Source organism: Phenylobacterium sp. GW821-FHT12F10 (assembly GCF_058806695.1).
On record NZ_JBXAPY010000001.1, the window covers coordinates 351,182 to 362,623 of the forward strand.

9 protein-coding genes are annotated in these 11,442 nt (G+C 72.3%); 2 read left to right on the plus strand and 7 right to left on the minus strand.

What is annotated here, in order from left to right; genetic code table 11:
* Nucleotides 1-29 precede the first annotated feature (29 nt).
* The gene (locus AC1RN5_RS01770; protein WP_493039563.1) at nt 30-2,054 is read left to right on the plus strand and encodes an elongation factor G; all 2,025 of its coding nucleotides are present in this window, start codon (nt 30-32) and stop codon (nt 2,052-2,054) included.
* Here AC1RN5_RS01770 and AC1RN5_RS01775 read toward each other — a convergent pair.
* Genes AC1RN5_RS01775 through AC1RN5_RS01795 form a run of 5 tightly spaced genes read right to left on the minus strand, consistent with a single transcriptional unit; the run spans nt 2,035 to nt 7,955 of the window.
* Nucleotides 2,035-3,891 (minus strand): serine hydrolase, encoded by a 1,857-nt coding sequence (locus AC1RN5_RS01775; RefSeq protein ID WP_493039564.1) that lies wholly within the window; start codon nt 3,889-3,891, stop codon nt 2,035-2,037. The two genes, AC1RN5_RS01770 and AC1RN5_RS01775, sit on opposite strands and share 20 nt — an antisense overlap.
* Before the next feature lie 38 nt (nt 3,892-3,929).
* Nucleotides 3,930-5,027, minus strand: coding sequence for a helix-turn-helix domain-containing protein (locus tag AC1RN5_RS01780; RefSeq protein WP_493039565.1), 1,098 nt, complete (start codon nt 5,025-5,027; stop codon nt 3,930-3,932).
* Between the two features lie 35 nt (nt 5,028-5,062).
* On the minus strand, nt 5,063-5,995 hold the full coding sequence (locus AC1RN5_RS01785; RefSeq protein ID WP_493039566.1) for a prephenate/arogenate dehydrogenase family protein: 933 nt from the start codon (nt 5,993-5,995) through the stop codon (nt 5,063-5,065).
* Entirely contained in the window at nt 5,995-7,116 is a 1,122-nt protein-coding gene (gene hisC, locus AC1RN5_RS01790) for a histidinol-phosphate transaminase (protein ID WP_493039567.1), read from the minus strand. Before hisC ends, AC1RN5_RS01785 begins: the two co-directional genes overlap by 1 nt.
* A gap of 32 nt (nt 7,117-7,148) precedes the next feature.
* The gene (locus AC1RN5_RS01795) at nt 7,149-7,955 is read right to left on the minus strand and encodes a chorismate mutase (RefSeq protein ID WP_493039568.1); all 807 of its coding nucleotides are present in this window, start codon (nt 7,953-7,955) and stop codon (nt 7,149-7,151) included.
* A 138-nt stretch (nt 7,956-8,093) separates the two neighbouring features.
* Here AC1RN5_RS01795 and AC1RN5_RS01800 point away from each other — a divergent pair, with 138 nt between their 5' ends.
* Entirely contained in the window at nt 8,094-8,735 is a 642-nt protein-coding gene (locus AC1RN5_RS01800) for an HAD hydrolase-like protein (RefSeq protein WP_493039569.1), read from the plus strand.
* On the opposite strand, the gene AC1RN5_RS01805 is transcribed toward AC1RN5_RS01800, so the two are convergent.
* Entirely contained in the window at nt 8,732-10,393 is a 1,662-nt protein-coding gene (locus AC1RN5_RS01805) for a gamma-glutamyltransferase family protein (protein WP_493039570.1), read from the minus strand. The genes AC1RN5_RS01800 and AC1RN5_RS01805 overlap by 4 nt on opposite strands.
* Entirely contained in the window at nt 10,393-11,421 is a 1,029-nt protein-coding gene (locus AC1RN5_RS01810) for a DUF2125 domain-containing protein (RefSeq protein ID WP_493039571.1), read from the minus strand. The genes AC1RN5_RS01805 and AC1RN5_RS01810 overlap by 1 nt, the downstream gene beginning before the upstream one ends.
* Between the last annotated feature and the right edge of the window lie 21 nt (nt 11,422-11,442).

Below are 11,442 nucleotides of genomic sequence, written 5' to 3' on the forward strand. Positions count from 1 at the left end.
GCGTACGCCAACCTGCGGAGGATCCGATCATGGCTCATGGCCATAGCGGCTCGGTGCGCGCCATCGCCCTCGTCGGGGCGGCCGGAACCGGCAAGACGACGCTCCTGGAAGCCATGTTGTTCGCCAGCGGGACCCTCCCGCGCCAGGGCGAGGTGGGCGCCACCAGCGTCGGCGACGCTAGCCCGGAAGCCCGACAGCGAGGCCAGTCGGTGGAGCTGAACGTCGCCGGCTTCACCTTCATGGGCGACCGCTACGCCGTGATCGACGCGCCGGGCTCCACGGAATTCTGCGCCGCCGGCGATCTGGCCCTGCCCGCCGTCGACCTTGCGGTCATTGTCGCCGACCCCCAGCCGGGCCGCGCGGCCCTGCTGGCGCCGGTCTTCAAGGAGCTGGAACGGCTCGGGGTCCCCCGGGCCGTTTTCGTCAACAAGATCGACCAGGCGCGCGGGACCCTCGACGAGGTGCTGGCGGCCCTGGCGCCGGTGAGCGCCGCGCCCCTGGTGGCCCGGCAGATCCCCCTGGTGGAGGGCGAGCACGTCACCGGCTTCGTGGACCTGGCCTTGGAGCGGGCCTTTGTCTACCGGCCCGGCCAGGCCTCGGAGCGCATCGACCTGCCCGCCGACATCGCTGGGGTCGAGGCCCAGGCGCGCTTCCACATGCTGGAGCAGCTGGCCGACTATGACGACGCCTTGATGGAGCAGCTGCTCTCGGACCTGACCCCCAGCCAGGACGAGGTGTTCGCCGACCTGATGGCGGAGATGAGGGAGGGCCAGATCGTGCCGGTCTTCTTCGGCTCGGCTCTGAACGGCTGGGGGGTGCGCCGCCTGCTCAAGGCCCTGCGCCACGAGACCCCGGAGGTGGACCGGGCCGCCGAGCGCCTGGGCCTCACCGGTCCCTGCGCCTACGCCTTCAAGACCTCCTACGCCGGCCAGGCGGGCAAGCTGACCTATGCCCGGGTCATGGGGGGCGAGCTGCGCGACGGGGAGGAGCTGACCGCCCCCGACGGCCAGCACGCCCGGGCCGGCGGCCTGCTGGCGCTCTCCGGCTCGGCCACGCGGAAGATCGATCGCGCCGCCCCCGGCGAGGTGGCCGCCATCGCCAAGATCGAGGCCGCCCATCCGGGCGAGGTGATCTCCATGGACGGCAAGCCGCGCCGGCCCAGGCTGACGCCCCCGGAGGCTCCGGCGCTCTACGCCCTCTCCGTCGCCGCCAAGGATCGCAAGGACGATGTGCGCCTGTCCTCGGCCCTGGCGCGGCTGGCGGAGGAGGACCCCTCCCTGCATGTGGTCCAGGATCCCGAGACCCAGGAGACCCTGCTCACCGGCCAGGGGGAGGCCCATCTGCAGGTGACCCTGGAGCGCCTGCGCCGCCGCTTCGGCCTGGAGGTCGCCGCGGCCCGGCCTAAGATCTCCTATCGGGAGTCCATCCGCAAAGGCGTCACCCAGCGCGGCCGGCACAAGAAACAGACCGGCGGCCACGGCCAGTTCGGCGACGTGGTGCTGGAGATCAGGCCCGGCCCGCGCGGCTCGGGCCTGACCTTCAGCCAGAGGATCACCGGCGGGGTGGTGCCCAAGCAGTGGATTCCCGCTGTGGAGCAGGGGGTGCGCGACGCCCTGGAGCGCGGCCCCCTCGGCTTCCCCGTCGCCGATGTGGAGGTGGTGCTGATCGACGGCTCCCACCACAGTGTCGACTCCTCGGAAATGGCCTTCCGCGCCGCCGGCCGCCTGGCCATGAGCGAGGCCCTGCCGCAGTGCGCGCCCTATCTGCTGGAGCCGGTGGAGAGGCTGATCATCCACGCCCCGGCCGCCAGCACTTCGAAGATCACCCAGGCGGTCTCCGCCCGACGGGGCCAGATCATGGGCTTCCAGCCGCGCGAGGGCTGGGCCGGCTGGGACGAGATCGAGGTGGGCCTGCCACGCTCCGAGCGTCTGGACCTGATCGCCGAGCTGCGCGGCCTGACCCAGGGGCTGGGGACCTTCACCGCGCAGTTCGACCACATGGCCGAACTCACCGGCCGCGCCGCCGAGGAGATCGTCAGGAAGACGGCGGCCTGACCGCGGCGATGGCCTCGGCCACCAGGCGCGCGACGCCCTCGACGTCGTTGCCGGGCGCCGGCGTGATCCCCAGCCGCACGACCACCAGGCGCGCGGAGGGCGCGATCACCACATATTGCCCGTCATGGCCGCGGGCGAAGTAGGCGTCGGCCGGCATCCCCAGATCGATCCGCCGCCGCGCGCCGGCGCCCGCGCCCCGGTTGGTCCAGAAGCCCGCGCCATAGCCCACCCGCTCCGCGCCCGGGGTCGGCCGCGCGGAATAGTCGGCCCAGCCCGCCGGCAGGATCCGCTCGCCGTCCACGACGCCGTCGTCCAGATAGAGCTGGCCCAACCGAGCCCAGTCCCGGGCGCTGGCCCACAGGTGGGTGGCGCCGAGCGGCGTGCCGGTGGCGTCCAGCTCCAGGGTCGGATGCTCCATCCCGATCCGATCAAACAGCTCGCGCCGGGCGAAGGCCAGCATGGCCGCCTCGGTCCCGCCGGCCTGGTCGCGGATGATCCGCGAGGTGAGGGTCGGGCTGGCGTCGGCATAGGTCCAGCTCGTCCCCGGCGCGGCGGCCAGGGGACGGGCCTGGGCGAACCCCGCCATGTCCCGCTCGGCGAACAGCATCCGGGCCGAGGGGTCGAAGGCGCTCTTCAGGCTTGAGTTGAGCGAGTCCCCAAGGGCCAGGCCGCTGGTCATCCGCAGCAGGTTGTCGACGGTGATCGCGCGGCGGCTGTCGCCTTGCCAGGCGGCCACCGGCGCCGGCCCGTCCACCGAGAGCCTGCCCTGCCGGACCAGGACGCCCACCAGCGCATTGGTCACCGACTTGGCGGCCGACCAGCCGGTGATCGCGGTGTCGGGGCCATAGCCCGGAGCATAGCGTTCGCCGACGATCTGGCCATCGTGCAGGATCACCACCGCCTTGGTCCGCCGCCACGGCTCGGCGGACTCGACGAAGGCCCGGTCGATGGCCGCCTCGGTCCCGCCGGCCTGGTCGCGGATGATCCGCGAGGTGAGGGTCGGGCTGGCGTCGGCATAGGTCCAGCTCGTCCCCGGCGCGGCGGCCAGGGGACGGGCCTGGGCGAACCCCGCCATGTCCCGCTCGGCGAACAGCATCCGGGCCGAGGGGTCGAAGGCGCTCTTCAGGCTTGAGTTGAGCGAGTCCCCAAGGGCCAGGCCGCTGGTCATCCGCAGCAGGTTGTCGACGGTGATCGCGCGGCGGCTGTCGCCTTGCCAGGCGGCCACCGGCGCCGGCCCGTCCACCGAGAGCCTGCCCTGCCGGACCAGGACGCCCACCAGCGCATTGGTCACCGACTTGGCGGCCGACCAGCCGGTGATCGCGGTGTCGGGGCCATAGCCCGGAGCATAGCGTTCGCCGACGATCTGGCCATCGTGCAGGATCACCACCGCCTTGGTCCGCCGCCACGGCTCGGCGGACTCGACGAAGGCCCGGTCGATGGCCGCCTCGATGGCCGCCGACGCCGGCGCCTTGGCCAGGGGGCGCGGTTTCGAGGCCGGGATCGGTTCGGGTGCGGCAGGGGGCGGCGCGCCATGCAGCACCAAGCAGCCCGAGGGGCCGCGATAGACCGCCCGGGTCGGGGCCAGACCCGCAAGGCTCGCGCTCACCGACCGGCTTTCGCGATCCACCTTGGTCCGCATCAGCCAGCGGGCCGGCCCCAGTTCCGGGTCCACGGCCTCGCGGCGGAACGCCTGCGGATCGATCCTGGAGACGAAGGCGGCCGAGCAGATCTGGTGGCTGGCCAGGCCGGTGGCGACATGGGCCGCCCCGCTGAGCGCGCCGCAGCCGGCGAGGGGCAGGGTGGCCGCGATCAGCAGCCAGGAAGGAAGGGATGTCATGCGAGGGCTCCAGGGAAGGTGGCCCCCTGTCTTGTCCCTCAGGCGCCGCCGTGCTCGCCGGGTTTGAACTCCGGCTGGCCGATTCCGGAATCGGCGGACGCGCGCCGGAAATCCGTCGGGGTCATGCCGGTCTCGGCGCGGAAGGCGCGATTGAACGGCCCCAGGGAATTGAACCCGGCGTCCAGCGCGATGGTCAGGACCGGCACGGCGTCCTGGGCCCGGTCGGCCAGAGCCGCCTTGGCCTCGGCGATGCGGTAGCTGTTGAGGTAGGCGTTGAAGTTGCGCTGTCCCAGGCCCGAATTGATCAGGCGCCGCAGCCGGTATTCCGGCGTCCCCAGCCGCTCGGCCAGCTTTCCAATGGTCAGGCCCTCCTGGCGATAGGCGCGCTCGACGCGCATGGCCTGGTCGAGGGCGGCGGCCAGGCCCTGGTCGGCCGGCTCGATGGGCCGCGGGGGCGCGGCGACGCTCGTCGGCGACAGCCATTCCGCGCCCGCCACCCGCAGCAGGGCGGCGGCGACGCCCAGGGCGATGAGCGCCAAGGCCAGGGCGCGGATCAGGCTGCCGGCGTCGGGAAGGGTCGCGCGAGGTCCCAACAGGTCGGCCAGGGCGTTCAGCGCGATGAACCCGGCTGCGGCCCCGATGACGAAGGGGCGTGCGCGGCGCCTCGGCTCCACCAGGTCGGCGGGCCAGGAGGCCAGGGTCTGACCCGCCGCCAGCAGGCCAAGCCCCAGGGATTCGAACACCAGGAACCCGCGCACCGCGATGGCGATCGTAGTCATCTCGGGCCCTAGGACCAGGGCTTCGTAGAGTCCCACGGCGACGATACCCGCCCAGGCCAGGGCATGCCAAAGGCGCGGCCGGAAGCCGTCCTCGAACATCGCCCGCGAAAACAGCCAGAAGGTCAGGTTGCCGCCCGCCATCAGGGCCAGGATGGGCACGGTCAGCAGCCCCAGGCGGCCGTGGAGTTCAAGGGTCGTGGCGAGGGTGAAGGCCGTGGCGCTCAGGGCGAACAGGGCCCCGAACCGCGCCGCCGTGACCTGCCGGTGGTCGCGCATAAGCAGACCGGCCACCAGGATCAGCAGGCCGCAGGCCGCGCCCCGCAGCATGAGGTCCAGTGTGGGCAGGAACTCCGGCATGCGCCCCCCGGCGAACGGCCCCTAGAGGTTACGACCTAGTGCTTGCCGCGGTCGCGGCCGAAGTTGGGTTCGGCGCTCTCCTGGCCGGCGGCGATGATGCCGCGGCGGATTTCGCGGGTGCGGGTGAAGAGCTCGAACAGCTTGTCGCTCTCGCCCCAGCGGATCTGGCGCGACAGGGCCTGCAGATCCTCGGTGAAGCGGCCGAGGATCTCCAGCACCGCCTCCTTGTTGGCCACGAAGACGTCGCGCCACATGGTGGGGTCCGACGCGGCGATGCGGGTGAAGTCGCGGAAGCCGCCGGCGGAGTATTTCATCACCTCGGCCTGGGTGACCTCCTCCATGTCGGCGGCGGTGCCGACGATGTTGTAGGCGATCAGGTGGGGCAGGTGGCTGGTGACGGCCAGGACCAGGTCGTGGTGCTTGTCGTCCATCTGTTCGACATTGGCGCCCAGGGCCCGCCAGAACTCCGAGAGCTGGCTGACGGCTTCGAGATAGGCCTCGTCCTGCCGCGGCTGGGGGGTGAGGATCACCCAGCGGCTCTGGAACAGCTCGGCGAAGCCGGCGTCGGGGCCGGAATGCTCGGTGCCGGCGATGGGGTGGCCGGGCACGATGAAGACATTGTCGGGCAGGGCCGCGGTCAGGGCGGCGGCGACCGAGCCCTTCACCGAGCCCACGTCGGTGACGATGGCGCCGGGCTTCATGGCCGGGGCGGCGGCCTTGGCGGCCTCGCCCATGGCCAGGACGGGAACGGCGAAGACCACCAGGTCGGCGCCGGCGACGGCCTCGGCGATGTCGCCTGTGACCTTGTCGGCATAGCCCAGCTCGACGATGCGGGCGCGGTGGGCTTCGCTCAGGTCGGCGACGATGACCTCGCCCACGACGCCGGCCTCGCGGGCCGCCAGGATCACGGAAGAGCCGATCAGGCCGCAGCCGATCACGGCCATGCGCGGGAAGAGGACCTCGGCCATCAGGACTTCACGAAGGCGGCGAGCGCCTCGACGACGGCGCGGTTGTGCTCTTCCAGGCCGATGGTGATCCGCAGGTGGTCGGGCAGGCCGTAGCCGCCGACGCCCCGCACGATAATCCCCTTCGACGCCAGGAAAGCTTCAGCCTCCTTGGCGGTCTTGCCGGGGGTCTTCGGGAAGCCCACCAGCACGAAGTTGGCCGCCGACGGCACAGGTTCGAGACCCAGGCCGCCCAGTTGCTGGATCAGGTAGGGCCGCCACTGTTCCACGAGGGCCAGGGAGCGGGCCTGGAAGTCGTCGTCGCCCAGGGCGGCGACGCCGGCGAGCTGGGCCGGGATGTTGACGTTGAAGGGCAGGCGGATGCGGTCGAGCGCGTCGGCGATCGGCGCGGGCATATAGGCCCAGCCCACCCGCAGGGCGGCCAGGCCGTGCAGCTTGGAGAAGGTCCGCGTCACCACGACGTTCTCGAATTCGCGCACCATGGACATGCCGTCCTCGAAGCTGGGGTCGGCGACGAATTCGGCATAGGCGCCGTCGAGCACCAGGATGACGCTGGCGGGCAGGCCGGCGTGCAGGCGGCGCACCTCCTCGCCGGTGATCCAGGTGCCGGTGGGGTTGCCGGGATTGGCCACGAAGACCAGGCGCGTGCGGGCGTCCACCTGCTCCAGCAGGGCGTCCACGTCGATGCGGTGGTTGATCTCCTTGGCGAACTTCACCTGGGCCCCGCAGGCCCGCGCCCCGATGGCGTAGGCGCCGAAGCCGAACTCGCCCTGGACGATGTTGTCGCCGGGTTCGAGGAAGGCCTGGTTCAGCAGCTGAAAGATCTCGTCGGAGCCACAGCCGAAGATCAGCTGCTCCGGCGCCAGGTCATACTTTTCGGCGATGGCGGTCCGCAGGATCGTGGTGCGGCCGTCGGGATACATGTGCAGCTGATCGACGGCGCCGGCGAAGGCCCGTTTGGCGTCGGGGCTGCAGCCCAGGATGTTCTCGTTGGCCGACAGCTTCAGCGGATGGGCGATCCCCTCGACCTTGGACTTGCCGGGCACATAGCAGGCGATGTCGAGGATGCCGGGCTTCGGCGTGGGGCGCGGGGCGGCGGCGCGGTCGAGGACGGTGTCGGACATGGGACGCTTCAAGCGGGGATGAGGCCCGCCTCTTACACGTCCAGGGGCGCCGGCGCAGCCCCGATAACCCCGGAAAGGCGCCCGGGCGCCCGGGCCAGGCGTTCGTCGCCGGCCTGGTAGAAGCCCATCAGGGCGAAAAGCTTCAGGCCGCCGGCCTCGGCGATCAGGTCGCCGGCCACGCCATCGCGACCCAGGGCCTCCTCGATGGCGGCGGCCGAGCCGGGCGCGTCGGTGACCCAGAAGGTGCGGTCGTCCCCGGTGGGCTCAACCTCGACCTCGGCGACGGCCAGCGCGCTCATCGGCCCCCAGGCGGCCAGGCAGGGGAGGGCGGCGAACACCTGCAGCTTGGGGTCGGCCAGCAGCCGGCCCCACCAGGGGGTGTCGGCGGCCAGGGTCAGGACGCCCACCCCGCCCAGGGTCTTTGCGGCGGCCAGCGCCTCCTCGGCCTTGGGGGTGGCCCGCAGGGGCGGGGCGGCGCCGAAGCGGTGGCGGGCGAGTTCCACGGATCGGGCGGCGTCCTTGCCGCCCCAGACGGTGATGTGGAAAGGCCCCTGGCGCGAGAGGCTGTCGCCGATCAGCTCGCGCCAGATGCGGACGACGAGGCTGGGCCTCGCCGCCGAACGCTCCTTGGCGAGAAGTCGACGCAGAAGGGCGGTTTCGCGGCCGGGGCGCAGGGCGAACTTGTCGCCGTCGCCGGCGGCCTGCTTGGCGGCGGCCACATCCTTGGCCAGGCCGGCGCGCTCGTCGATCAGGGCCAGCAGGGCCGCGTCGATCTCGTCCAGGCGCGCGCGCACGGCGTCCAGCGACGGCGCGGCGGGCTTGGGATCGGCGTCGGCCATTTTGTCCCCCGAAAACGAAGGTTCGGCGCTTAAGTCATCGCGGGACCCCGCGCAATAGGGGCGTCCGCCGCAATAAAGTTGCACGGGAAACCGGTTGCCCACTTTGCGAGGTCGACGCCGCGCCTCTACGGTCCGGTCATGGCCCCGACCCTGCTGCTCGATCTGGACGGCACCCTGACCGATTCCGCGCCTGGCATTCTCGCCGGTGTCCGCGCCGCCCTGACCGCCATGGGGCGCGAGCCGCCCCCGGATATCGACCTGCGCGCCCTGATCGGCCCGCCGGTTCGGGTCTCCTTCCGCCGCCTGTTGGGCCCGGACGCCGACGTTGAGGAAGGCGTGCGCCTGTACCGCGCCTATGTGGCCGAGCGCGGCCTGAAGGAGGCGGTGGTCTATCCTGGCGTCGTCGAGGCGCTCGGCGAGCTTCGCGAGGTCTATGCGGGCCGCTTGTTCATCTGCACCGCCAAGTCCCAACCCTTCGCGGAGGCGACAGCCGATCATTTCGGCCTGCGGCCCTATCTGGCGGGGATCTATGGCGCGGGCGTCGACGGAACCTTCGAGGACAAGTCTGACCTGATCGCGCACATGCTGACCGTCGAGGGTATCGACCCGGCCACCGCGACCATGGTCGGTGATCGCAGCCACGACATGATCGCGGCCCGTACGAACGGTCTGAAGGGGATCGGCGCGCTCTGGGGCTATGGCTCGGAGGCGGAACTCCTGGAGGCCGGCGCCCACGCCCTGTGCGCCGCGCCGCGCGACCTGCCCGCCGCCCTGGCCTAGAAGCCCAGCGCCATGCCCTCGGCCCGAGGGTCCGAGCCCCCGGCCAGGACGCCGGTGACCGGATCACGGGCGATCACCTGGGCCGCGCCGCCGCCGCCCCAGGGGGAGAAGCGACGCAGGGTGTGGCCGCGGGCCTCCAGTCCGGCCAGGACCGCGTCGCCGGCCCGGGTCTCGATCTGCAGTTCGTAGGGATTGGGCAGGGTGGAGGGATCGGTCCCCGGCCAGACGGTCCAGCGCGGAACCTCGGTGGCCGCCTGGACGTCGAGGCCGCCGTCGATCAGGGCCACCAGGGTCTGCAGGTTCCATTGCGGCTGACCGTCGCCGCCCGGCGTGCCGCCGACGACCACCGGCGCGCCGCTGGCGTCGGCCACCGAAAAGCAGTTCAGCGTGTTCATGGTCTTCTTGCCGGGGGCGAAGATGTTGGGGTGGCCATCCTCCAGGGAGAAGCCGCGCCCAGCCCGGTTGTTCAGCACGATCCCGGTGTCGCCGGCCACAACGCCGCTGCCGAAGTTCGAGGAGACCGACTGGATCAGCGAGACCATCATCCCGGCCCCGTCGGCGACGCAGAAATAGGTGGTGTCGCCCTCCGCCATCTCCCCGGCCGGGACGGTGGGATTGGCGCGTTCGGGATCGATGGCTGCGAAGCGCCTCTCCGCCCAGGCCTTGGAAAGCAGGGTCTCCAGGTGCGGGTTTCCGAAGGCCGGGTCCAGGGCGAAGCCCAGGCGGTCGGCATAGGCCAGCTTGATGGCCTCGGCCAACAGGTGGATGGCCGCGGCGTCGCTGCGGGCCAGGGTCGCGCCATCCATCCGTTCGGCGATGTTCAGAGCCTCCAGCAGGATCATCCCCTGGCTGGGCAGGCCGGTCTGGAAGACGGTGCGGCCGCGATAGGTGGTGGAGATCGGCGGCGCCAGCACGGTCTCATGGCGGGCTAGGTCGTCGGCCGACAAGGCGCCGCCCTGGGCGGCCATGAAGGCGCCGATGCGCTGGGCGATGTCGCCGGAATAGAAGGCCTGCGTCCCCTGGGCGGCGATGGCCCTCAGGGTGCGGGCGAGGTCGGGCTGGCGCAGGATGGATCCGGCCTGGGGGACTTCGCCGCCGGGCAGGAAGACCGCCGCCGAGGAGGGATACTGGCGCAGCAGCTCTTCGGAGGTGGCGAGGAAGTGGGCGCCGATGGGGGTGAGGGGAAAGCCCTCGGCATAGCGGATGGCGGGCTCGGCCAGCTCCGCGAGCGGCCGGCTTCCGAACCGCGCCAGCAGGGCTCCGAAGGCGTGGACCATGCCCGGCGTTCCCACCGAGAGCGGCCCCCGGAAGGGCATCTTCACCCCGGTGGGGCTGGGATCGCCGTGGCGGCGCATCTGCTCCAGGGTGGCCGCTCGCGGGGCGACGCCGCTGCCCAGCACCGCCAGGGGCGCCTGGCCCGGCGGATGGACGATGGCGAACAGGTCGCCCCCCAGGCCGCACATCTCGGGCATGACCACGGCGGCGGTCAGGCCGCCCGCCACCGCCGCGTCCACCGCATTGCCGCCGCGCCGCAGCACGTCCAGGGCCGTGGCGACGGTCAGCGGGTGGGCGGCGGCCACCATGCCCCCGCGCCCCAGGCTCGGCCCCGTGCGGCGGCGGGAGAAGGCGGCGGGGGCGGCGGAGGGCTGTCCGAGCATCAGTAGATCCGGGGCGAGGGTCCGATCGCCACCGGCCCCAGCGTGGTGCGGCCGGCTTCGAAGGTCAGGGTGGCGCGTGCGGTGGAGGCGCTGTCCTCCCGCGCGGCCGCGACGGCCGCGGCGGCGAGCGCCGTCTCCGGCGGGATCGAGCCGTTGGCGGCCATGGCGGCCAGGGCCTGGGGCGCCTGGCGCAGGGTGACGTCCATGGAGCCCACCAGCCGCCCATCATAGCCCACGCCGAGCTGGCCCGTCTGCGACCCGATCAGGGCGTCGCCGGCGGTGACCCCGGCCTGGCGCACCTGGATCAGGCCGCCGCCGTTGCTCCAGGCCCGGACGGCGGTCGGCCAGGTCTGGCCCTTGAAGCCGCTCATCTTGGTGAGCACGGAGTCCCAGACGATGGAGACCGGCTTGTCCCCGGCCAGGCGGGCGAACAGGCCGCTGAGCTGGGCCTTGCCGTTGTCGAGCTTGAACATCACCGCCCCCTGGTCGTCGGGACCGGGGCGCAGGTGCAGCTCCACCTTGTCGGCGGCCGAGAGCCCGAAGGGCTGGGCGCCGGCGCCGGGTGCGAAGGTCAGCTTGCGGCCCTCGAAGGAGAAGCTGGGGGGACGCTTGCCGAGGTCCCCCAGGCTGGCGCGCAGCAGCTCGCCGCGCACCTCCACCGGCCCGCCGATGGGACGGGTCAGGGTCAGGCCGTCCGGCGCGGCCATGATCCAGTGACCGAGGGAATAGAGGAAGGCCTCGCCCTCCAGCTTGGGGACGGCGAGGGCCCAGCCCGAAGGGTCGCGCACGCGGGCCTCGGTCAGCACCACGTCGAGGCGGAAGGGATAGCCCCCCAGCACCCGATCCTTCCAGGAGACCTCGTAGCCGGCGGCGCGCAGCTGGTCGGCGGCGGCGTCCATGCGGGTCGCGGCCTGGCTCCGCACCTGGAACCAGAGCGCCGTCCACAGCGCGATCCCGATCAGCAGCAGGACGAAGGGCGCGTAGAGCCAGAACCGTCGCGGTTTGCGGGCGGGTTCCGGATCGGGCACAGGGGAAGCTTCGGGGGTCTT